Below are 22,405 nucleotides of genomic sequence, written 5' to 3'. Positions count from 1 at the left end.
TATTTCCAGTAGGGGTTTTTAGGTAAACGAGATAGGAGGACGGGGAGATTTAGCCAAAGGTACCGGGAATTTGGTCAAAGGTGTAGGGAATTTAGCCAATGCCTGTAATGATTTAGTCAATCGGGACGCTTATATAGCCAACGGATGTTATTATTTTGCCAATGCTTCTATTATTAGTCATCATCGCTCTTATAATAAATATCTTCAGGAATTTGATAATAGCGGCCTTTTGTTGCACCATACTTTTCTAAATTGAGCCTCGCTAATATTTTTGAAGCTGCAAAAGTACTTTTTATGCCTGTAAATTCACGAAATTCTTTATTTGAAATACGAGGACTGATCAGCACCCGGTAATGATGCAGTGCTTCAAGTAAAGCTACCCGGGATTTTGAGTGGCATTTTTCGCATTGCCAAATGCCGCGCTGGTAATGCATCCGGCTCATATACTCGCATTTTTGGCATAACACGCCCGATTTCAGCCGGCAGCGAGCAATCGTTTTTCTGGCGGGCAAAGGGTGTATTAACATTTTCAGTTGGGAGCATATATACGCTATATTGACCTTTTTATGGTCATTTTCCGCATAAAGTTTTTCTAAATGATGGGGCAATCCGCTTAAATGGATAATCGGGAAACCTTCCAATGAGATGTCGAGCTCTGCGCGGTAATTGGCTATTACAACTAATTGAAGAACGGGCATCGTTATATTTAATTTTTGTAAAAATTGGCTGACAAAAAGTTTATGGCGGTACACTTGATCAAAGGGATTTGGAAAGTTGTCCCGCGTTTGATTTTCTGTTATGCGGGTAAATTCGTGAAAAACAGGTTTATAATAGAGTTTTCCTGTCAGTTGTTTTACCTCGAAAATGAGGATGAAATACGGAGTAATGAGCAGGGCATCGATTTGATGGGTAAAACCGAGGTCATTTACACATTCAAAATTATAAAAAATAGAATAATCGCTTTTAAAGGAGAAATCTTTCAGGGTATTTTTCAGCTTTTTTTCACCCGCAAACCCGGCTTTCATACGGTAAAATTCTTCCTGAAATGCGGCAGCTTCCGGATCATTTGGGAGAATTCGCTGGATGGCTGCTTCAATGAATAAATAATGATTCGATTTTTTCACAAAAACACCTCCAAATCAATTCTATCTAGCCTATTTCTTGATTGGAAGTGAATTGCCGAAACTTTATTTTTAAGAATCTTCAATACGGATATTGTCTGTTTTTCCTGCACAATTCATCAGAAATAATTAATTTAGTCATTAAATGAAAAAATTTAGTCACTATAAGAATGAATTTAGTCAACAGAACTTATTATTTAGTCATAATAAAAGTTTCCAGCAAATCCATGATAAATATCATATGGAAAGCATGACAAGTTCTTCTATATCAACTAGATATATTTTTTTATAATTGAACATATGAAAGAGGTGGCTTTATGACACAAATCATGATGGAACAAAGTGGATATAGTACAAAGGAAGAATTTTGGAATGGACTGACACACGGAGTCGCCGCATTGCTGACGATTCCCGCAACATTGCTGTTAATAAACAAAGCTCAGCATCAAGGCACAACATTAGAGCTTGTCAGTTATATTATTTTTGGTATTTCAATGTTTTGCCTGTATTTTGCTTCAACGATGTATCATTCATGGCCGAAACATAAAACATTTCTGAAAAAGCTCGATCATAGCTCAATATTTTTAATGATTGCAGGAACATATACACCGATCGTATTAGTCGCAATTGGCGGCAAATTAGGTTGGACAATTTTTGCGGTTCAATGGATTTTAGCAGCAATCGGTATTGTGCTGAAACAGTTTTTTGTTTACCGTTTTAAATTACTGTCGCTGTCTGTTTATATCGGGATGGGCTGGCTGATCATTTTTGTTGCCAAGCCGTTATTCGCACATATAGGCTTCGCAGGCTTTGCCGTATTATTAATCGGCGGGCTTTCCTATACGGTCGGCACTTACTTTTACAAAAATGACCGCATTCCATACAACCATGCAATTTGGCATTTATTTGTTTTGGGCGGCAGTGTCGCGATGTTCTTCGCAATTTACTTATATGTATAAACAAAAGAGTCAATCCCCAATACCGGGATTGACTCTTTTTCTATATGCTCGCTGTAAACTTCTCGATTAAATCCTGCAAATAATCGTCGTATTGCTCTTCATTGCGCTTTTTCATTTCTTCCAAAACCTGATTTAAAAATGTTTTGTTGTTCATGAACTGATCCGGCAGCGTTTCATATAGTAGCTGATGGTGGTAATTTTCCTGATCCAAATAAAGCTCAAAATAATAGCCGAGCTTTTCGTCCTCATTAAACATATGCATCATGCACTCTACTTCATAGCATTGCATAATAAAATCATGTTTAAAGCCAACTTGAACGGTAAATGCAATATGTCCGCCTTCACTATCCAATTTAAACGAGTCCATATCTGAAATTATCTGATTTTTATGCGTGAGCCAGTACAGTTCTTCTGCCTGCCGGTTTGTCGTAAAGCTAGTAATCCCCTTTGGTGCATTTTCAATGAAGAAATGCTTTGCGAGTTTAGCTTGCACGGCCTCTTCAATTGATGAAGAAGAGGCAATTTTATCGAGCTGCTGACAAACGATCAGCAATAGTGCCGGACTTTTTTGCAAATGTTCAATAATCTTTTTTAATTGCATCGGGCAAACATTTGGGATATTGACTAAATCGACAGCTAAAGTCATGCCGACACCTTGTTTATTTAAGCCGAGTATCAAATATAATGGAACACTTTTCGCATAGGAGTTATTTTTTTCAACATAGCAAAAAACACGAATGGAAAAGGTGAATTCATCTTTATTACGATTGCTTATTTTAGTGCATGATAAATGCGTTTGCATTAGCTCATCTGATGCTAAATAAAGCATAGTCTGGTTTTTTTGAGAATTATTCATCGTGCCGTATCCTCCTGAGTGTACATACCTCTTATGATACTAGGGAATGATGAGCAGTTCTAGTATTTTTACGATTAAAATCAGAAACGTTACTGTTGACCCGCACTCATACCTGCAATTCGTCCTGTTACGAGCGCGGAAGTAATATTATAACCCCCTGTATAACCGTGAATATCCAAAATCTCACCACAGAAGTAGAGTCCCTGTTTTTTCTTGGAAGCCATTGTTTTTGGTTCTATTTCTTTTACCGAAACACCGCCCCCTGTAACAAATGCCTTTTCAATCGGTTGGGTACCGTGAACGTCCATCGTAAATGCAACAAGTTCACGTGCAAAGTTGCGAATCTTCTCCTGAGATAATTCTATGCCTGTTAACTGTGCGTCAATACCTGCACGCTCCATTAAAAATAGAAGCCATCGTTCAGGAACAAGTGATTTCCATAAGTTTTTCACCGCTTTTTTCGGTTCTTCCTTAATTGTTTTATTTAACATTTGGAAACATGTTTCTTCGTTATACTCCGGTAATGACTGAATACGGACCTGTACGGGCGCGCTGCCTGATTTCAGCTGCTCTTTTACAATAAACTGACTGCAGCGTAAAATGGCAGGGCCGCTTAAACCGAAGTGAGTAAACAGCATATCCATCTGATGTGTTACAAGAACTTTCCCTTTTTTATTCAGAACAGAAACAGCGGCATCGCGTAATGCCAGCCCTTGTAATTCACGTGATTGAATGAACGGTTCCTTTGATGTCACCGGAACTTCTGTCGGGTAAAGCGTAGTAACGGTGTGACCTGCACGTTCTGCCCACGGATAACCGTCTCCAGTTGAGCCTGTTTGAGGAACAGCTTTACCACCGACTGCTACAACAACTGCATTTGTACGGATTTCTTCGCCGCTCTCCAAACGTACACCGTATATTTTTTCATCATCCATGAGCAATTTATTAACTGCCGTGTGTAAACGGACTTCCACTTTTAATCGTTTCATTTCATTGACAAGTGCATCAACGACATCCTGTGCGCGGTTGGATACAGGGAACATACGCCCGTGATCCTCTTCTTTTAATGCTACGCCCAGTCCTTCGAAAAATGCAATGATATCTTCATTATTATAAACGGTAAAGGGGCTATATAAAAAGCGTCCATTTCCGGGAATATGCTTAATGATTTCTTCCGCTGATAGTCGATTGGTTACGTTGCATCGTCCACCGCCTGATATGGCCAATTTTTTTCCTACTTTTGAGCCTTTTTCAAGGAGCAGCACTTTTTTGTTTTGTTCGGCTGCGGCGATTGCAGCCATCAATCCTGATGGACCGCCTCCTATTACAATTACATCATACATAGATAATTTCTCACTTTCTTTTGCAATAATTTTTCGTTCAACGGATTTTTCTCTTACTTATTATACACGAAGTGAAGAAACTATTTGAGTAAATGGTCTTTCACATGTAAACTTGTAAAAGGAAATGTACGGGAACTTTTTAATGAGAGTACCGTCACAAGAAGGAAGTTAAATAATGTAAATAAATAACTTGCTTTACGATTTCGTAATGTAAGTGAATTGTTATACTGAGAGAATTTCATATAGAACGGTAGGTTATTTCATGTCTTCATTAATGAAAGGAACAGCCATATTAACGATCGGGTTGTTTCTATCAAAGCTTTTAGGGTTAATCTATATTTTCCCGTTTTACGCCATTGTAGGTGAAGATAATATTGCTTTATACAATTACGCCTACATTCCTTATAACATTATGTTAAGTATTGCCATTGCGGGACTGCCGATTGCAGTATCAAAATTCGTATCGAAATATAATGCGCTCGGGGATTTTGATGCCGGCCGCAGACTGGTAAAAACAGGTGCTTTACTGATGACGCTTACAGGAATTGTAGCGTTTATTTTAATGAATCTGCTTGCTACCCCGCTCGCAAATATAGTGATTAATAGTGATGAACAGGCATTTACTGTGGAGCAAGTTGCAAATGTCATCCAGTGGGTGAGCTATGCATTAATTGTTGTGCCTTTTATGAGTTTGATACGCGGTTACTTGCAAGGATACGGGCATTATTTGCCGACATCTGTTTCTCAGTTGGTCGAGCAGATTGTGCGCATCGTCTTTTTACTAGGCGGGGCATTCATCGTTGTCAATGTGATGGACGGTGATGAGATTACGGCCATTAATTTCTCGGTATTTGCCGCATTTATTGGAGCGCTTGGCGGGCTTTTGACATTGTTTTATTACTGGAAAAAACTTCGTCCCGAGATTAAGGCTGTTCAGGTTGTAGCACCGAGAGAACAGAGACTTCCTTATTCGGATATGTACAAAGAGATTTTTAAATATTCGATTCCTGTAGTGTTCGTCGGGCTGGGTGGTTCATTATTCCAGCTTATTGATTTGCTGACATTTAACCGTGCGATGGCAGCCAGTGGAATACCAGCGGAAATTTATGATCTGTACTTCACGATGCTCAACTTGTTAACACAAAAAATCGTTATGATTCCTGTTGTTTTGGCTACAGGCTTTTCAATGGCAATCATTCCGACGGTGACGAAATTTTATACGGAAGGTAATTTGCGTCAAGTACATAGTGCGATGGACAAAACGTACCAGGTGCTGTTGTTTATTACGGTACCGGCAGCGATCGGAATTTCGATTTTAGCGGAAGATTTATATCATTTCTTCTATTCCTTCAGCGAAATGGGTACACAAGTATTAAGCCATTATGCACCGCTTGCAATTTTCTTTGCTTTATTTTCAGTAACCGCTGCTATGTTACAAGGGGTCAATTACCAAAAGTGGGTCATCTTCAGTTTACTTGTCGGCTTGCTTACAAAAACGATACTTAATACACCGCTTATTCACCTCATGTCGGTTGATGGAGCTATATTAGCGACAGCACTTGGCTATGGAGCGACAATCACAATTAATATTTTTGTCTTGAAGAAAGTGACAGATTACAATGCGACTGTTGTTTTAAGACGTATTCTATTAATTATTATCCTGACAATCGTGATGGCTTTAGCGGTATGGATTACACATATAGTTTTAACAGCGATTGCACCGGCTGATACGAAGATATTGGCACTTCTATATGCAATTATTTGTGCAGGGGTCGGCGCGGTCTTTTACGGCGCGATTTCTTATAGACTAGGGTTAGCCCAATTATTATTAGGTGATAAATTCACAAAAATTGCACGTAAATTAAGATTAGTAAAATAAAATTGAGGACGTCGCATCGTAGGCGTCCCCTTTTTTTCATGGAGGACTTTATGCGTTTAGATAAATTACTGGCTAATATGGGCTACGGCTCAAGAAAAGAAGTTAAACTATTATTAAAGCAAAAAGCTGTAACAGTGGACGGTGTTACAGTAAAAGATTCAGCAATGCATGTGAATCCTGAAAAACAAAATGTTTCGGTATTTGGCGAGCGTGTGGAATATGTTGAGTTTATTTATTTAATGATGAACAAACCCCCGGGTGTCATTTCAGCGACTGAAGATCGTTACGATCAAACGGTCATTGATTTACTCGATCCCGCTCATCAGCACTTTGAGCCATTCCCTGTCGGACGTTTGGATAAAGATACGGAAGGGCTGCTGCTCATTACAAATGACGGTAATTTAGCACACAATCTGCTTTCTCCTAAAAAGCATGTCCCAAAATGGTATTATGCCAAAATTGACGGGGTAGTAACGGAAGCTGATATCGAAGCCTTCGCACAAGGTGTAACATTGGAAGATGGTTATCATACAAAGCCGGGAGAATTGAAAATATTAGTGTCCGGCGAGCAATCGGAAATTGAACTGATGATCCAGGAAGGGAAATTCCATCAAGTGAAGCGCATGTTTGTGGCAGTAGGCAAGAAGGTTACGTATTTAAAACGTCTGTCTATGGGAACATTGCACCTTGATGAAGAACTGGCATTAGGTGAATACCGCGAGCTGACAGAACAGGAACTTGAGCTGTTAGCGTCAAAATCATAAACAATAGAAAAGCGAATGCCCCGACGAAAAGGCATTCGCTTCTTTTAGTTCTTGTGTCAAGAACTAAGTGAACGCTTGCTGACACAGCAAGGTTCATAATATTTCATGTGTAACTGATCGACACCTTACGTTATGTTGGGACAATTAGTCCTTTCTCACAAAATAAAGAATCAGCCGCTTTCAAGAATTCTAAGATGTCATTTTTACTTTTTTCTTCGTCGTTGTCCATTTACCCCGACTTGGACTCATTACCAAGTCATTGAAGGCTAACACATTCAAATCTCTTTGAATGGTGCGAGGAGTGATGTTAAACTCTTCGACTAAATCCTGTGTAGTCACTTCTCCTTTATTCAGGATAAACATATACACGTCTTTAATACGATTAAGCATTCTATCAGTAGTTGGCTTCATTTCTAAAAACCACTCCTTCGATCTTAAATTCTCATGGCATAAGACTAGCGGACGACAAAATATGTGCGGAGTGCACTTAGGCTTTAATAGTTTGCCTTAGACATCCCCTTTTCTGAAAGTTTGGTCAGAATAGATGTTCTGACACATACATTATAGCGGAAAACCAAACAGATTTCCAGAAATGAGAGACGAAAAACACTATTTTTACAGAAAATTCATATATTTAATATTCCTAGAAATATAGGTTGTAATGATTTTGTCAAATGATTATTGTAATTTTAACAAGAAGGAGTACAATAACAATATTATAAAAATGAGGTGTATTTATGGATTGGTTACAGCTGGCTCAGGCAAGAAAAGAAGAGCTTATTCAAGAATTACAGCAATTAATTCAAATAGAAAGTGTAAAAGATGAAAATAATTTTTCTGATATAATGCCTTTCGGTGCTGGTCCGAAAGCAGCATTGGAATTTATGCTTCAAAAAGGTTTAGAACAAGGGATGACTACAAAAAACGTGGATCATATGGCCGGCCATATTGAGATGGGGCAAGGTAAAGAACTTGTTGGTGTGCTTTGTCATGTAGATGTAGTACCTGCCGGAGATGCTGCAAGCTGGACATATCCTCCGTTTGAAGGACAAGTCGCAGATGGTAAATTGTTTGGCCGTGGTGCGATAGACGACAAAGGTCCAACAATGGCAGCTTGGCTGGCGATGAAACTGATCCACGATGCGAAAATCCCTTTGAAAAAACGTGTACGTATGATTATTGGTACAGATGAAGAAAGCGGATTCCAATGTGTAACGCGCTACTTCGAAAAAGAGGAAATGCCGACAATTGGTTTTGCACCTGATGCAGATTTTCCGCTAATCAACGCTGAAAAAGGTATTGCTCATTTAACGTTCTCCAGTAAAGAAAAACGATCAGGCGACGAGCAATTACTGTCATTCTATGCAGGCAGCCGAACAAATATGGTGCCGGATGAAGCAACAGCTACTTTAAAATATGCCGAAAAAAGCACAAGTGAGAATTTTCTGAAATATTTAAAAGAAAATGATGTTGAAGGCACTTTCACTAATAACGATAATGGGATTATAATTGTTGTGAAAGGTAAATCAGCCCATGCAATGGAACCGGAAAAGGGGAAAAATGCAGCGGTTTATTTAGCGAAATTTTTACAAAGTATTGTGGAAACAACACAAAGTAAGTCGTTTATCGAATTCATTGTCCATGTTTTTGACAACGATCATTTTGGAAAAGCATTGGATTTCCAATTTGAAGATGCAATGTCAGGACCGACTACTCTAAATCCTGGAATCGTCACTTTTAATGAGCGTGGTGCATCAATTGAAGTAAGTATGCGCTATTCGGTGACATATCCGTTTGAAGAGAAAATAACGAAAGCACAGGCATTACTGCAGCATGAAGCATTTACATTAGATGTAGTGAGTAATTCAGTCCCGCATTATGTGAGCGAGGAACATGAATTGGTTCAAACATTGCTGCAAGTATATCGAAAATACAGCAATGACTACTCGAAGCCACTTTCAACTGGAGGGGGGACATATGCTCGCGTTATGAAAAAGGGGGTCGCATTCGGAATGCTGTTCCCAGGCGAACTAGATGTTGCCCATCAGGCCGATGAATTTGTTGATATTGATAACTTGATAAAAGCGACTGCCATTTACGCAGAAGCAATCGTAAATTTAGCAACTAACTAATAAAAAGGTGGTATTTGAGATGAGCTTTAGTTTATGGAATGATCAAATTGTAAAAAATGAAGAAGTATTGGTGGACAAGGAAGACCGCGGATATCAATTTGGCGACGGTGTGTATGAAGTAGTAAAAGTGTATAATGGGGAACTGTTTACAGCGACTGAGCATATTGACCGTTTTTATGACAGTGCTGAAAAAATCCGCATTACGATTCCTTATACAAAGGATAAGTTACATCAATTACTTCATCAGCTTGTAGAAGCAAACAATATCGACACAGGTCATGTTTACTTCCAGATTACACGTGGTGCCGGCCCTCGTAACCACATTTTCCCGGGTGATGAGGTGATACCGGTAATTACAGGAAATACGAAAGAAAATCCACGACCATTGGAGAACTTTGAAAAGGGTGTAAAGGCTACATTTGTGGAAGATATTCGCTGGTTGCGCTGTGATATTAAATCACTTAACTTGCTTGGTGCGGTTCTTGCAAAACAGGAAGCATATGAAAAAGGCTGCTATGAAGCAATTTTACACCGTGATGAGATTGTTACAGAAGGTTCATCTTCAAACATTTATGGGATTAAAGAAGGTGTACTATATACACACCCGGCCAACAATCTCATTTTAAATGGGATTACTCGTCAAGTAATTATTAAATGTGCAGCAGAAATCGGTCTTACTGTTAACGAACAGGCTATGACGAAAGAGCAGCTGCTTGCTATGGAAGAAGTAATCGTTTCTTCAACGACATCAGAAGTAACTCCGGTTATTGAAATTGACGGTACAATTATCGGCAATGGTACACCGGGCGAATGGACACGTAAATTACAAGCACAATTTGAAACAAAAATTCCAAAAGGGATTAAAGCTTAATTCATATAATTTATTATAATAGCGCCTTGCTTAACGGCAATGCGCTATTTTTTTTTGCGGATAACCTGTAAAATATAACGTAATGAAGATTAGGAAAGAACTTAGGGAGTAGATAAAATGGCTCAGTTAATAAAACTTCAAGATTATATTTCACGATACGAAATTGACTTGGCACGCTATCCAACACAGTTTATCCGCTTAAAGCAAAATCAGTGGGAGCGAATAAAGTATCAATGGCAGACAGGTGGAGCAATTGAACGTTGGGAACATATAGAGGAAGAAGTAAAGGAAGAGAAGAAAAAATCACTGTTTCAAAAACTTTTCCCATTCAAAAAAGAAGTAGAGGCAATCGAAGAAGAACAAGAAGATATCGAAAAAGTGTCGATCTCCAATGATTGGGCAGTTGAAGAAAATCCATATCAGGAAGACGATTCGACGCTGATTTTCGAACCGAATCTTGTCTATACGCCAAAAACATTGGAAGAACTTAAGAAAATGTTCATCGACCAGTTTTTTCATTTTCAAATGAAATGGGCAAGCTCGACATTGCGTGAAAAATCTTATGTAGATCCAAAATTTATGCGTGATACATTATTGCGTTCCATGCTCCAAACATTGCCGGATAATTACTTAGTTTTCTATTATCCGATAATACGTGTGAAAAAAGCGCCGATCGAATTGGATATTATTATAATGACACCGACAGAATGTCTATGTATTACGGTTTTGGAACAGGAAAGTCAGGCGGTATATATCGCAAATAGCGAACGCTTCTGGTTGAAGAAGGTCGGAAAATACGAAAAGAAAGTGTTAAGCCCTTTAATTCAATTAAACCGGATGGAAAAAGTTGTCGAACAGATTTTTGAACACAATCATATTGAACTGCCAATTCGTAAAGTGTTGTTAACAAGAAATGGCTATATTGATTATCCTGGAACAATGTATGGCGTTTCATTTGTGGATAAACGGAAATTCCCAGAATGGATGGGACAATTAGCGCGTTCTGTTTCACCGATAAAGCATATGCAAATACGTGGAGCACAAGCGATTTTAAATACAGTTCAGACAACATCTTTCCAGCGTGATATTTGGAATACGGAAAATAAGGAAGATTAAATAATGGAAGTTCATTTTATAATTAATCCTTATGCGGGCAACGGGCAGGGGGTTAAGCGTTGGCATCAGTTTGAACGGCAGTTGACAATCCCGTATCAAATCCATTGGACAAAATATGAAGGACATTCGCAGCTGCTGGCAAAGGAAATTGCCGGACGGGCAACAAAGGAAAACCCGGTATGTCTAATTGCTATTGGCGGTGATGGGACGATTCATGAAGTGCTGAATGGCGCAGTACATTTCGGAAATGTCTACTTAGGAGCAATTTCTGCGGGCTCTGGCAATGATTTTGCCAGGGGGTATCAAGCATTCGAAACGGGCAAACAGCTACAGGAATTTGTAAATAGAGTGAATAGTACTTCACATGACTGCGGGGTAGTGCGGCAAGGCGGGAATACCAAATACTTTATTAATAATTTTGGTGTGGGGTTTGATGCATTAGTGGCGAATATCGCAAACAAGTCAACACTGAAAAGGTCGCTTAATAAATGGAAACTTGGAAAGCTGAGCTATCCTTATTATGTTATTCATGCACTTTTTACATATAAACCGTTTAAGCTTAAGATAGTCCAAGCAGGAAAAGAGAAGCAATATCAAAATGTATGGTTTGTAACGGCAAGCAATCAGCCTTATTTTGGCGGGGGAATGAAGTTATCTCCAAAATCAGATACATCCGATGGCCAGCTCGAACTGACCGTCGTATCCAATTTATCGAAATGGAAATTATTATTCCTTTTCGGGACAGTGTTTTTAGGGAAGCATACACTTTTGAAGGAAGTCGAACAGTTTGCAGCAACGGATGCACAGCTGATTTTTGAGGAACCGGTCATGGCACATGCAGACGGAGAAACTCAAAAGTTAGCAGCCGGTCAAAATAGAATTGAAATAACCGTTCAGAAAAAAGCATGGAATTTAGCAAAATAAAAGCAAACGAAGCTATTTTCCGTTATAATATGAGGCAGCTACACAATAGAAAAGAGGATAAGTAAGTGAGATTAAAGCATAAACCATGGGCAGCGGAATATATTCAACAACATCCTGATGTCATTATTCCAAACCCGGAAGATTATAAAGGCAAGTGGAATGAAGTATTCGGCAACGATAACCCGATTCATATCGAAGTCGGTACAGGTAAAGGACAATTCGTTTTGGGGATGGCGCTGCAAAATCCGGATACTAACTATATCGGTATTGAATTATTTGATAGTGTTATCGTCTGTGCCCTTGAAAAAATCGAGGCAGAAAACAAACCATCGAATTTGCGTTTATTAAAAGTTGATGGCGCAAAATTGGAAGAGTTTTTCACAAAAGGGGATGTGGACCGTGTTTATCTGAACTTCTCGGATCCATGGCCAAAAACGCGACATGCAAAGCGTCGCCTTACACATGAAGGTTTTTTGAAAATTTATGAAAACATTTTAGTTGATAACGGTGAAATCCATTTCAAAACGGATAACCGTGGTCTTTTTGAATATTCACTCGTAAGTATGAACGAGTATGGTATGGCATTAAACTATGTATCGCTAGACTTACATGCGAATATGCCGGAAGATAATATTATGACAGAATACGAGGAGAAATTCTCGAAACTCGGTCAGCCAATATATCGACTAGAATGCCAATACAAGACGAAATAACAACGATTTAGGGGGATGGAAAAATGGATCGATTTGAATTTCACAACATGACACTGACTTGGTTACATGGAGGTGTCACAGCACTGGATGGCGGGGCTATGTTTGGGGTAGTGCCAAAAGCACTTTGGTCTCGTAAATATCCGGTAAATGAATTGAACCAGATTGAATTAGCATGTGAACCAATTTTAATTCAATACGAGGGTAAAAATTACTTGATCGATACAGGTGTAGGTGCCGGTAAGTTAAATGAAAAGCAGCTGCGCAATTTCGGTGTTTCCGAAGAATCAACAATTGAAAAAAGCTTAGCTGAAGCCGGTTTACAGCCAGGCGATATTGATGTGATTTTAATGACGCATCTCCATTTTGATCATGCCGGCGGTTTAACGAAGTGGGAAGGGGACAAGCTTGTTCCGGTTTTCCCGAATGCAGTTATTCACACGACGCAGATTGAATGGGACGAGATGCGCAATCCGAATATTCGTTCAAAAAATACGTATTGGAAAGAAAACTGGGAGCCTGTACAGCATTTAGTATCAACGTACGAAGGGGAGCTGGAAGTGGCTCCGGGCTTAAAAATGATTCATACGGGCGGCCATAGTGAAGGACATGCGATCATTCGCCTTGAACAAAATGGTGAAGTAGCACTACATATGGCGGATATTATGCCGACACATGCTCACCAGAATCCGCTGTGGGTACTGGCGTATGATGATTACCCAATGACAAGCGTATTTGCGAAGGAAAAGTTGATGAAAGAAGCGCTGTCAAACGGCTACCGCTTTATCTTTTATCATGATGCGTATTACCGCATGATTCAGTGGGATACAACAGGCAAGGAAGTAACAGACAGCCTGGAACGTTCGAAACCGGCATTAATTAAGTAAACACGTAAGCACCTGCATGATGATCGATGCAGGTGCTTTTTACTATCGGTTACGTACTTTCAGTATATATTTTGTATTCACCGTGATCAGAATTAAAGCAATGATCAGAATGGCAAAAAGCTGGGATTCACCGGATGCGACTGAATAGAACATGCATAGTAACAATGAACAAAGTAATAAAATATTCGTCAAATTAAATGCGGAATATAAACCTTGTAACATGATATGGCGTTCGCCTTCATCGGACATTTCAAACATCTTTTTGGTATAGTGTTTATCATTATAAGAAGGGATTTCACGGTACGGATACACATATTTTATATAATTTCCTACTAATGGTATAGCGATAATAGCTATTAAAATAATAGGAACTGAAAGAATTTGAATACCAATTGACTGTTCTGTAATGATACCAACGCAAGCACCTGCAATACTGATAATTAATGACATATTAATTGCCAATGAAGCATCACTGTATAGCTTATATAAATTCTCTTCGTGCAAATCTTCGTCTTCACCACTAAGCTGCTGCAATGATTGTCTTTTTAACTGGGCTAATTTGATGTAGCCCCCAACAGCTAACAGAAGCGCAATGCCTAAAAATACAATGGTCATTTCTGTGGCAATTTCGTATAAAGGCAGAGTAAATTCGCCTGTTACGATAAAGGATCCTATAAGTCCCCCAATAAGACCTCCAAATAAAAACTGTTTTAACGTTCTTTTCATTATAATTCCTCCTCTTCAAAAATAAAAATCTCATCAATCGGTTCGTTCAAAATTTTTGATATTCTTACGGCTATTAATAGTGAAGGGACGAGTTCTTCGCGTTCAATCAGGCTAATCGTCTGTCTTGATACTTTTGCGCGTTTTGCTAATTCGGTTTGATTTAACTGATACCTTGCCCGCAACTCCTTTAGTCTTGTTTTCATTTCTTCACCTCTTGTATATGATTGTAAAATAGTTGAGTCAGTTTGACAAGTATTCTTGTCATAATGACTAAAATATTTTTATAATTGACCGAAAAAATACGATGACTAAAATTATGTCATCGCATCCTTTACACTATATTTGTTTAATATCTACAATGGCACCGGAACGGGCATCTGCTGCGAACTCGTAGTTTTCAAGCTCGCCGTTGATTGTACGGGAAATACCTCCACGATAGACCGGTGTTTCTGTAAAGCCATTGCTGAAGTTTTCTGTTTTCATGTAAATCCAGGAACCATCAATTGGTGCATGTTTTTTAAATTCATCTTTGATGTTGGCTAAAATATGATCTGGATTCGCAAAAGGTGCGACACGATTGCTCATTTCTTTAACAATGACAGCTGCTGCCATCCCTGTTACAACCCCTATTGTAAAGTCTTTTAAATTCATTTCAAAATACCTCCTCAAAATAGTGACTACATTTACTTTATCATATTCTGAAAATAGAGTAAAAATAATAGAAGGTTCGAAAGTCGAAATATTGCTTGCAATTTGTGATATAATGAAGGCAAATCTACATTTAGAGGTGTTGCAGAATGAATCAAGATACACTTACTCTTTTTAAAACATTAACAGAACTGCCTGGTGCGCCAGGGAATGAGCGTGCAGTCCGCAATTTTATGCGCTCCGAATTAGCAAAATATTCTGATGAAATTATCCAGGATAATTTAGGCGGCGTATTCGGTGTGCGTAAAGCAAAAGATGAACAAGCGCCGAAAATTTTAGTTGCTGGTCATATGGATGAGGTCGCTTTCATGGTTACTTCCATTACTGAAAACGGCATGATCCGTTTCCAGACACTTGGCGGCTGGTGGAATCAGGTTATGCTTGCGCAACGGGTTACGGTTTATACAAAAGACCGTGAAATTCCGGGTGTTATTGCATCAATTCCACCGCACCTATTAACGGATGCGGAACGTTCAAAACCGATGGATATTAAAAATATGCTGATCGATATCGGAGCAGATTCAAAACAAGATGCGATGGATTTAGGTGTACGTCCAGGACAATCCATTATTCCGGTATGTCCTTTCACACCGATGGCCAATCCGAAAAAAATTATGGCAAAAGCTTGGGATAACCGTTACGGCTGCGGTTTAGCCATCGAACTTTTAAAAGAGATTCATGGTCAGGAAGTGAAGAGCAATATTTATTCCGGAGCAAATGTAATGGAAGAGGTCGGTTTACGCGGGGCTGCAGTTTCATCCAATATGATCAAGCCTGATCTGTTCTTTGCATTGGATGCATCACCTGCGAATGATACATCTGGCGATAAAAATGAATTTGGTCAACTAGGTAAAGGAACATTACTGCGGATTTTAGACCGCTCAATGGTAACACACCGTGGTATGCGTGAATTTGTGCTGGACACAGCTGAGTCAAACAATATTCCATACCAATATTTCGTCTCTCAAGGTGGTACAGATGCAGGACGTGTGCACACTCAAAATGACGGCATTCCTTCAGCAGTAATCGGGGTTTGCTCACGTTATATTCACACATCTGCTTCTATTATTCATGTGGATGACTATGCAGCAGCTAAAGAACTGTTAGTGAAATTAATTCAAACAGCAGACCGTTCTACAGTCGAAACTATTCGTGCAAACGTATAAAAAAATTCGATATTATATTATAATACAAGGATGCGAATTTATCGCATTCTTGTTTTTTAGTTGCGGACAATAAGTCTAACGTGACTTACATACAATCGGTAAACCATTTATTGAGGTGGAGACCGTTTAAAAACGAACAGCTTGGAGATGAAATAATGAGAGTAGCAGTCGGATCGAAAAATAAGGCGAAATTAGGTGCTGTCGAAGCAATTGTCAAACAGTATTTACCTGAAGCCATAATCGAAAATATGGAAGTACCTTCAGATGTATCGATTCAGCCCTTTTCAAATGAAGAAACAAGACAAGGTGCGATCAACCGTGCACGCCATACAATGATGCTGACAAATGCGGATATGACATTTGGACTTGAAGGTGGCGTCGATGAAATCGAAGGAACAATGTATTGCTGTAACTGGGGGGCTGCTGTTTTAAAGGATGGGACAGTCATTGCCAGCTCCGGTGCTCAGTTTGCCCTACCGGAAGAGATTGCTCAGGAGCTTCGTATGGGTAAGGAACTTGGACCAGTGATGGACGTCTATACAAATAGCGAAAATATTCGCCATCATCAGGGAGCAGTCGGTATTTTCTCAAATAATTTGATCGACCGCCAAGAAATGTTTGAACATATCGTCAAATTATTAGTTGGTCAAATTCTGTTTAAAATAAATAAAGAGCAAAAGGACCAGATGTAGAGCACATTCGTTGCATTACGGCTCGTAAAATTATTATGATACTGATGGAACGATTGAAAGAGAGGGAAAACAATGAGTCGTAAATGGATACATGCGTTTTTGCTAACTTCACTTGTTGTTATATTATCAGCATGCGGCCAAACAGTCGAAGAACAGGCACAAGCAGGGATGCAAAATGCTGAAAAAACGTTTAGCAGCGAAACGAACGAAGCAAACAAAACGATTGGACATATAGAGCTATACTTACCAAAAGGATATAGCATTGAAAAAGGAATCGATGAACTGAATTATACGATTCTGAATGGTAAAGATTCTTATATATTATTTGTTAATCAAAATGAACCGGAAGACAGTCAGTTACAGTATGACTTGTTAAAGCAGGAAAGCAAAAATGAAATTGTTGAAGAGCAAACATTCGAATCGGATGGCCATTTCGGATTTTCTGCTGTTACAAAATTTCCTGAAGAGAAATATGAACTGATCGTCAATATAGGCGGAGTTAAGTTGTCGACTATTTCCGAGGATAAAAAAATTGATGATAAAATCAAGGAAATGATGGAAATTGTAAAATCGGTGAAAGTGGTTAACTAGTTGGAGCGTTGAGTAAAGTAATCACCTAGCTTTTTTGTTACAATAGATGAAGTAAATGGAACGGTTCACATTGGTGAACCGTTTTTGATTAGATAAAGGAGTGGTTGAATGGAATCGAAACAGTTAGTAGCTGAACTGAAGGCTAAGTTAGGTGAGGCGAACTTTACATTCACATTCGATGAAAAGCATGATAAATTACGTCTTGAACATAAAAAAATCGGGCGGGGAATGGATATCTCTTTACCCGAAATTTTAACGAAGTACGAAAAGAAAAAACAGCAGGCAATCGATGAAGTCATTTATACAATCGAGCAAACATTTTTAGCAATGCAACGGGAAAAAGAACAGGGATTCGGCGGACTTGCATCTGTGTATCCGATCATCCGCTCAACATCTTTCCCTAAAAAGTCGAATGAAGGACATGCATTTGTCATGACAGATCATACCGCGGAAACACGTATTTATTATGCGCTTGACCTAGGGACAACATATCGTTTAATTGACGAGTCAATGCTATCGAAATTAAATGTAACAGAGGAACATATACGCGAAGCTGCACGTTTTTCTGTAAAAAAATTGCCGACTTCTGTGAAACGTGATGAAGTTTCGGGCAATGTTTATTATTTTTTAAATCAGAATGACGGTTATGATGCAAGCCGTATTTTAAACGAAAGCTTTTTAAAGGAAATGGAAAGTCAAATTGAAGGCGAAATGACGGTATCTGTTCCGCATCAGGATGTACTGATTATTGGTGATATTCGGAATGAAGTAGGGTATGATGTATTAGCGCAGATGACGATGCATTTCTTTACAGTTGGTGCAGTTCCGATTACGAGCTTGTCATTTGTATATGAAAACGGTCATTTAGAACCAATATTTATTTTAGCGAAAAACAAAGTGAAAAAGGAGCAAGAAGAAAAATGAAAGTAGCTTACAACAAAGCACATGTAGGAGATGTCCTATTAGTTCAATTATCAATGGAGCCGATCGTAAAAACAGCGATGGATCGCGCTGGCGATGTAGCCATTTTAAAAGAAGAGACAACTGGTGAAGTGAAAGCATTTAACCTTTTTAATGCCAGCAAGTATGTAGAACTGGATGTTGCAGGGAATGTGGAGGTAACACCTGAACTTGTAGAAAAATTAGAAGCGGCTTTAAAGGCAAATGGCGCAGAAATTTCTCTAGATGTAGACTTCTCACCAAAATTTGTAGTTGGCTATGTAGAATCAAAAGAAAAGCACCCAAATGCAGATAAACTAAGTGTCTGTAAAGTAAACGTCGGGGATGAAACATTGCAGATCGTTTGTGGCGCTCCGAATGTAGATGCAGGGCAAAAAGTAGTTGTAGCTAAAGTCGGCGCTGTGATGCCTTCTGGTCTATTGATCAAAGAAGGCAACTTACGTGGTGAAGATTCATTCGGTATGCTTTGCTCAGCACGTGAACTGGCAATTCCTGGCGCACCTGAAGTAAAAGGCATTTTAGTGCTGGAAGATTCTGCAGAAGTAGGAAGCCCATTCGAAGTACCAGCTCGTTAATAAGTACGATAAGTTAGTATGTTGAGGTGAGTCTCTCATACTAACTTTTTTTTATCCTTAAAAATATCAGCGACAAAGCGCATTTACCCGGCAAATATGATATGCTTTTGAGGTGTATATTATTTATACACAGCAATTTAAATAAGAATAAAGACCGTTGCAAATAGTGGAATTTGTACGGCAATGTTTTTAAGGAAAGAAGTGGTATTTATGAGTTGGATTAAAAATAAATTTAATAAACTATTTAAAATGGATTCAGAAGAAGAATATGATGAATATGAACAATCACCAAAATCGGATGAAATAGATCAAACAAAGCAATCACAGGCGACGGGAAATTATTATGAAGAACCTGACGCACCGAAAAAAGCATTCCGATTCCCTTTAATAGAAGATGATTATGATGAAGCAGCAAAGCAAAAAGATGAGCAGCGGCAAACGACGCGCTTTTATGATGACGATAAAGAAGAACTGACATTACCAAATTATTTGCAAAAGCATACAGCCAAGGAAGTATATGATGTCGAAGTATCCGGTATACGAGATTTACTGGAACGCCGCCGTAAAGGGAAGGGCCACACAAATGTCGTGCATACAAGGGATCCTGTCCGCCGTTTACCGAATTTAAAAGAAGAACGGGAAGCAATACGTCATAATAAGCCTGTCCGTGCAGAAAGAACTGAAAATAAACAAATTTTAAAACCGATCGAAATTAGGAAACGTTTTATTCCTACAGATGTTCCGTCGCCTGTACATGGTTTTAAAAAGCCGTCCTCAATAGAAAAATTAATTGAAAAGCAGCAGGATGAAAAGCTTAATAAGGAAGACCAGGAACATCCATCAATAATTGAACAAGAAAATATTGAAACGGCAGAACAGCCGACTGAACCGGTTGTTATACCATCAATCGAGGAAGAACAACAGGTTGTTGCAGAGCCTGAACAAGAAATACACGAGCCGTTATTGGAAGAAGATATTGTACAAACTGAATTATTTGAATCAGAAACTGAACCTGCACCTGAACCAGAAGAAGAAGTGATTTTAGCTGAAAAGGAAGAATCAGCCGAGGAAGAACAGCAAACCGTTGAAGAAGCGGTACTTGAACAACGTACGGAAGCGGTTATCGAGGTGGACAATGAAGTGGAAGAGGCTGTAGAAGACGAATCTTCCGTTGCTGAAACAATCAATGACGTACAAGTAAAGCATGTAACGATTGAAAATTCGACCATTCATATCGGTCAATTAAATGTGGAGCAAATGCCCCCATCTGAAGAAGCGGTTGTAATTGAAGAGCAGAAGGAAGAAATGGATCCAGTACAGCCGATCAGTACGAGAAGCCGTGTTCCTTTTAATGTAGTGATGCTGAAGTCAGACAAGGAAAAACTGATGACGAAGCAATTCGTCGAACAGCAGCTCCGCATGCGAAGTAAAAAAAATAAAGTAGACGAAGTAAAGCAGGAAACCGTTATTCATCCGGCCATAGAGACGGATGAAGTTCATACAGAACAAGAGGATACAGCGCAGCACAATGATGAAACAGAAACTGTTAAACAAGAAATAGAGCGATCTCAAAATGAAGCACGACAAGAACAGGTAAATGCTGAAGTCATTACTTTTAACGAGCAGGTTGTGAAGCATGAACCGACTAATCAGTTTGAAGAGCAAACGATGCGGACAACGACTTCTACATCTGTTGGATTGCTGGAACGAGAATCCGATATACCTGCAAAAGTAGAAGAGCTATTAGAAGTAGCCTCAACTACGGAAGCTGTCGTAGAAGAAGTTCCGGAAACGTTGAACGTTCAAGAAGTGCCTGAAATCCAAGAGGTGACAGAACTTCCGGCAGTTAAAGAAGAGGAAGAGCCGATTGTTGAAGAAACGGCAGATGTAAAAGGACCTTCTATGCAAGAAGTGATAGCAGAGGAAGCTGAGACCGTAATAGAAGCACCTCCAGTTAAAAGAATACCTTATGTAAAACCACCTCTTGAATATTTAGTACCGCCGGAGGAAATGGTGGAAGACCGCGACTGGATGGATGAACAAGGCGAAAATTTAGTGGAAGCACTATCGCATTTCCAAGTTCAGGCGCAAATTGAATCGATCGTTCAAGGACCGGCTGTTACACAATTTGAAATTACAGTAGGGCACGGGACGAAGGTAAGCAAGGTCCGCAATTTAACGGATGATATTAAATTGGCATTGGCTGCAAAAGATATTCGAATTGACGCGCCAATTCCGGGGAAACGATCAATCGGGATTGAGATTCCAAACAGGATTTCCCGTTCGGTGCGACTTTCGGAAGTGACAGAATCAGCATCATTTAAAGATTCGGATTCACCATTGGAGGCAGCACTTGGTTTGGATTTAACAGGGAAGCCGGTCACAATCGACTTACGGAAAATGCCGCATGGGCTGATCGCCGGTGCGACAGGATCGGGTAAATCAGTATGTATTAACTCGATTTTAGTCAGCCTGCTGTATAAAGCAAATCCGAATGAACTAAAGCTTATGCTGATTGACCCGAAAATGGTAGAACTTGCGCCATTTAACCATATTCCGCATTTAGTCAGCCCTGTTATTACCGATGTTAAAGCAGCAACTGCAGCGTTAAAATGGGCAGTAGAGGAAATGGAAAGACGTTATGAGTTATTTATGCACAGCGGTGCACGTAAAATAGAAGCATATAATAAAATGTGTGATGCAAATGGTATGTATGCACAGAAGCTTCCATATCTATTAATTGTCATCGATGAGTTGGCGGATTTAATGATGATGTCCCCACAGGATGTGGAAGACAGCATTGTCCGAATTACACAGAAGGCCCGTGCTGCAGGAATACATTTAATTGTTGCTACACAGCGCCCATCCGTAGATGTTATAACTGGTCTGATAAAGTCCAATATTCCAACGCGTATCGCCTTTTCGGTATCATCACAAATCGACTCTCGCACAATTTTGGATTCACAGGGCGCGGAACGATTGCTGGGACGCGGAGATATGCTATATTTAGGAAATGGAATGTCGGCTCCAACCCGTATTCAAGGTACATTTGTAACAGATGATGAAATCGAAGAAATTATCGAGTATGTACGTGAACAAGGCGAGCCACAATATATTTTTAAACAGGAAGAATTACTAAAACGCTCAGAAACAATAGAGGAACAAGACGAGTTGTTTGAAGAGGTATGCCGATTTGTCTATGAACAAGGCTCAGCATCGACATCACTTTTACAACGCCGTTATCATATTGGCTATAATCGAGCAGCTAGATTAATCGATATGTTAGAGCGACATGGTTATGTTTCTGAACCAAAAGGAAGCAAACCGAGAGATGTATATATTACAGAAGAAGAGCTGTTTGAGCAATTCGGAGGCTAAAGCATCAGTTAGTTGAACAATTTAAAAATTAGAATTGTCGTTCAATT

The 22,405-nt window shown here is 39.3% G+C and carries 22 protein-coding genes; 15 read left to right on the top strand and 7 right to left on the bottom strand.

What is annotated here, in order from left to right; all coding sequences use genetic code 11:
- Positions 1–173: 173 nt before the first annotated feature.
- A complete protein-coding gene (locus MKX73_RS01580; protein ID WP_340716027.1) occupies positions 174–1,124 on the bottom strand; it encodes a nuclease-related domain-containing protein in 951 nt (316 codons plus the stop codon).
- Between the two features lie 314 nt (positions 1,125–1,438).
- Between MKX73_RS01580 and trhA the strand changes: the two genes are divergently transcribed.
- Positions 1,439–2,080: a PAQR family membrane homeostasis protein TrhA gene (trhA, locus tag MKX73_RS01575; protein WP_340716026.1), complete on the top strand. Its 642-nt coding sequence runs from the start codon at positions 1,439–1,441 to the stop codon at positions 2,078–2,080.
- Positions 2,081–2,120: 40 nt separating this feature from the next.
- On the opposite strand, the gene MKX73_RS01570 is transcribed toward trhA, so the two are convergent.
- Positions 2,121–2,936 (bottom strand): cysteine methyltransferase, encoded by an 816-nt coding sequence (locus MKX73_RS01570; RefSeq protein WP_340716025.1) that lies wholly within the window; start codon positions 2,934–2,936, stop codon positions 2,121–2,123.
- Between the two features lie 89 nt (positions 2,937–3,025).
- Positions 3,026–4,279: a BaiN/RdsA family NAD(P)/FAD-dependent oxidoreductase gene (locus MKX73_RS01565; protein WP_339176634.1), complete on the bottom strand. Its 1,254-nt coding sequence runs from the start codon at positions 4,277–4,279 to the stop codon at positions 3,026–3,028.
- 262 nt (positions 4,280–4,541) lie between these two features.
- Between MKX73_RS01565 and MKX73_RS01560 the strand changes: the two genes are divergently transcribed.
- Both MKX73_RS01560 and MKX73_RS01555 read left to right on the top strand, forming a co-directional pair.
- On the top strand, positions 4,542–6,158 hold the full coding sequence (locus tag MKX73_RS01560) for a putative polysaccharide biosynthesis protein (protein WP_340716024.1): 1,617 nt from the start codon (positions 4,542–4,544) through the stop codon (positions 6,156–6,158).
- A 50-nt stretch (positions 6,159–6,208) separates the two neighbouring features.
- On the top strand, positions 6,209–6,922 hold the full coding sequence (locus MKX73_RS01555) for a pseudouridine synthase (RefSeq protein WP_340716023.1): 714 nt from the start codon (positions 6,209–6,211) through the stop codon (positions 6,920–6,922).
- A gap of 189 nt (positions 6,923–7,111) precedes the next feature.
- On the opposite strand, the gene MKX73_RS01550 is transcribed toward MKX73_RS01555, so the two are convergent.
- Positions 7,112–7,333: a DeoR family transcriptional regulator gene (locus MKX73_RS01550; RefSeq protein ID WP_008408196.1), complete on the bottom strand. Its 222-nt coding sequence runs from the start codon at positions 7,331–7,333 to the stop codon at positions 7,112–7,114.
- A 326-nt stretch (positions 7,334–7,659) separates the two neighbouring features.
- Between MKX73_RS01550 and pepV the strand changes: the two genes are divergently transcribed.
- The 6 genes from pepV (at position 7,660) to MKX73_RS01520 (ending at position 13,562) form a co-directional block, all read left to right on the top strand.
- Positions 7,660–9,054 carry a dipeptidase PepV gene (gene pepV / locus MKX73_RS01545; protein WP_340716022.1) on the top strand — a complete coding sequence of 465 codons (1,395 nt, stop codon included), beginning with the start codon at positions 7,660–7,662 and terminating at the stop codon, positions 9,052–9,054.
- A gap of 19 nt (positions 9,055–9,073) precedes the next feature.
- On the top strand, positions 9,074–9,925 hold the full coding sequence (dat, locus tag MKX73_RS01540; RefSeq protein WP_340716021.1) for a D-amino-acid transaminase: 852 nt from the start codon (positions 9,074–9,076) through the stop codon (positions 9,923–9,925).
- A gap of 117 nt (positions 9,926–10,042) precedes the next feature.
- Positions 10,043–11,041, top strand: coding sequence for a nuclease-related domain-containing protein (locus tag MKX73_RS01535; protein ID WP_340716020.1), 999 nt, complete (start codon positions 10,043–10,045; stop codon positions 11,039–11,041).
- Positions 11,042–11,044: 3 nt separating this feature from the next.
- Positions 11,045–11,965 (top strand): diacylglycerol/lipid kinase family protein, encoded by a 921-nt coding sequence (locus tag MKX73_RS01530; protein WP_340716019.1) that lies wholly within the window; start codon positions 11,045–11,047, stop codon positions 11,963–11,965.
- A 65-nt stretch (positions 11,966–12,030) separates the two neighbouring features.
- Complete coding sequence (gene trmB / locus MKX73_RS01525; protein WP_340716018.1) at positions 12,031–12,678, top strand: tRNA (guanosine(46)-N7)-methyltransferase TrmB; 648 nt, start codon at positions 12,031–12,033, stop codon at positions 12,676–12,678.
- A gap of 23 nt (positions 12,679–12,701) precedes the next feature.
- Positions 12,702–13,562, top strand: a complete 861-nt coding sequence (locus tag MKX73_RS01520) for a YtnP family quorum-quenching lactonase (protein WP_340716017.1) — start codon at positions 12,702–12,704, stop codon at positions 13,560–13,562.
- Positions 13,563–13,604: 42 nt separating this feature from the next.
- Here the strand turns inward: MKX73_RS01520 and MKX73_RS01515 are convergent, their stop codons facing one another.
- From MKX73_RS01515 to MKX73_RS01505, 3 genes are all read right to left on the bottom strand, one after another.
- A complete protein-coding gene (locus tag MKX73_RS01515; protein WP_339195445.1) occupies positions 13,605–14,288 on the bottom strand; it encodes a DUF3169 family protein in 684 nt (227 codons plus the stop codon).
- Positions 14,288–14,491, bottom strand: coding sequence for a helix-turn-helix transcriptional regulator (locus MKX73_RS01510; RefSeq protein WP_339172676.1), 204 nt, complete (start codon positions 14,489–14,491; stop codon positions 14,288–14,290). Before MKX73_RS01510 ends, MKX73_RS01515 begins: the two co-directional genes overlap by 1 nt.
- A 133-nt stretch (positions 14,492–14,624) precedes the next feature.
- Positions 14,625–14,939, bottom strand: coding sequence for a peptidase M4 (locus tag MKX73_RS01505; protein ID WP_079528542.1), 315 nt, complete (start codon positions 14,937–14,939; stop codon positions 14,625–14,627).
- Positions 14,940–15,085: 146 nt separating this feature from the next.
- On the opposite strand from MKX73_RS01505, the gene MKX73_RS01500 reads away from it, so the two are divergent.
- The 6 genes from MKX73_RS01500 to MKX73_RS01475 all read left to right on the top strand — a co-directional run bounded on the left by MKX73_RS01500 (position 15,086) and on the right by MKX73_RS01475 (position 22,358).
- Entirely contained in the window at positions 15,086–16,162 is a 1,077-nt protein-coding gene (locus tag MKX73_RS01500) for a M42 family metallopeptidase (protein ID WP_340716016.1), read from the top strand.
- 155 nt (positions 16,163–16,317) lie between these two features.
- Positions 16,318–16,854 (top strand): DUF84 family protein, encoded by a 537-nt coding sequence (locus MKX73_RS01495; protein WP_340716015.1) that lies wholly within the window; start codon positions 16,318–16,320, stop codon positions 16,852–16,854.
- Positions 16,855–16,926: 72 nt separating this feature from the next.
- Positions 16,927–17,445, top strand: a complete 519-nt coding sequence (locus tag MKX73_RS01490; RefSeq protein WP_340716014.1) for a hypothetical protein — start codon at positions 16,927–16,929, stop codon at positions 17,443–17,445.
- 108 nt (positions 17,446–17,553) lie between these two features.
- Positions 17,554–18,369 carry a DUF1444 domain-containing protein gene (locus tag MKX73_RS01485; RefSeq protein ID WP_340716013.1) on the top strand — a complete coding sequence of 272 codons (816 nt, stop codon included), beginning with the start codon at positions 17,554–17,556 and terminating at the stop codon, positions 18,367–18,369.
- Entirely contained in the window at positions 18,366–18,980 is a 615-nt protein-coding gene (ytpR, locus tag MKX73_RS01480; RefSeq protein WP_340716012.1) for a YtpR family tRNA-binding protein, read from the top strand. Before MKX73_RS01485 ends, ytpR begins: the two co-directional genes overlap by 4 nt.
- Positions 18,981–19,190: 210 nt before the next feature.
- Positions 19,191–22,358 carry a DNA translocase FtsK gene (locus MKX73_RS01475; protein ID WP_340716011.1) on the top strand — a complete coding sequence of 1,056 codons (3,168 nt, stop codon included), beginning with the start codon at positions 19,191–19,193 and terminating at the stop codon, positions 22,356–22,358.
- The last annotated feature ends 47 nt before the right edge of the window (positions 22,359–22,405 follow it).

Source organism: Solibacillus sp. FSL W7-1436, from assembly GCF_038007305.1.
In the GTDB taxonomy this organism is placed as follows: Bacteria; Bacillota; Bacilli; order Bacillales_A; family Planococcaceae; genus Solibacillus.
The sequence above is the reverse complement of the archived record's forward strand: the minus strand, read 5'-3'. Positions and strand labels throughout refer to the sequence as shown.

Bases quoted from the DNA above. Each gene is read 5' to 3' on its own strand.
- trhA (WP_340716026.1), top strand. From the start codon at position 1,439: ATGACACAAATCATGATGGAACAAAGTGGATATAGTACAAAGGAAGAA.
- MKX73_RS01570 (WP_340716025.1), bottom strand. From the start codon at position 2,936: ATGAATAATTCTCAAAAAAACCAGACTATGCTTTATTTAGCATCAGAT.
- MKX73_RS01565 (WP_339176634.1), bottom strand. From the start codon at position 4,279: ATGTATGATGTAATTGTAATAGGAGGCGGTCCATCAGGATTGATGGCT.
- MKX73_RS01560 (WP_340716024.1), top strand. From the start codon at position 4,542: ATGTCTTCATTAATGAAAGGAACAGCCATATTAACGATCGGGTTGTTT.
- MKX73_RS01555 (WP_340716023.1), top strand. From the start codon at position 6,209: ATGCGTTTAGATAAATTACTGGCTAATATGGGCTACGGCTCAAGAAAA.
- MKX73_RS01550 (WP_008408196.1), bottom strand. From the start codon at position 7,333: ATGAAGCCAACTACTGATAGAATGCTTAATCGTATTAAAGACGTGTAT.
- pepV (WP_340716022.1), top strand. From the start codon at position 7,660: ATGGATTGGTTACAGCTGGCTCAGGCAAGAAAAGAAGAGCTTATTCAA.
- dat (WP_340716021.1), top strand. From the start codon at position 9,074: ATGAGCTTTAGTTTATGGAATGATCAAATTGTAAAAAATGAAGAAGTA.
- MKX73_RS01535 (WP_340716020.1), top strand. From the start codon at position 10,043: ATGGCTCAGTTAATAAAACTTCAAGATTATATTTCACGATACGAAATT.
- MKX73_RS01530 (WP_340716019.1), top strand. From the start codon at position 11,045: ATGGAAGTTCATTTTATAATTAATCCTTATGCGGGCAACGGGCAGGGG.
- MKX73_RS01520 (WP_340716017.1), top strand. From the start codon at position 12,702: ATGGATCGATTTGAATTTCACAACATGACACTGACTTGGTTACATGGA.
- MKX73_RS01515 (WP_339195445.1), bottom strand. From the start codon at position 14,288: ATGAAAAGAACGTTAAAACAGTTTTTATTTGGAGGTCTTATTGGGGGA.
- MKX73_RS01510 (WP_339172676.1), bottom strand. From the start codon at position 14,491: ATGAAAACAAGACTAAAGGAGTTGCGGGCAAGGTATCAGTTAAATCAA.
- MKX73_RS01505 (WP_079528542.1), bottom strand. From the start codon at position 14,939: ATGAATTTAAAAGACTTTACAATAGGGGTTGTAACAGGGATGGCAGCA.
- MKX73_RS01500 (WP_340716016.1), top strand. From the start codon at position 15,086: ATGAATCAAGATACACTTACTCTTTTTAAAACATTAACAGAACTGCCT.
- MKX73_RS01495 (WP_340716015.1), top strand. From the start codon at position 16,318: ATGAGAGTAGCAGTCGGATCGAAAAATAAGGCGAAATTAGGTGCTGTC.
- MKX73_RS01490 (WP_340716014.1), top strand. From the start codon at position 16,927: ATGAGTCGTAAATGGATACATGCGTTTTTGCTAACTTCACTTGTTGTT.
- MKX73_RS01485 (WP_340716013.1), top strand. From the start codon at position 17,554: ATGGAATCGAAACAGTTAGTAGCTGAACTGAAGGCTAAGTTAGGTGAG.
- ytpR (WP_340716012.1), top strand. From the start codon at position 18,366: ATGAAAGTAGCTTACAACAAAGCACATGTAGGAGATGTCCTATTAGTT.
- MKX73_RS01475 (WP_340716011.1), top strand. From the start codon at position 19,191: ATGAGTTGGATTAAAAATAAATTTAATAAACTATTTAAAATGGATTCA.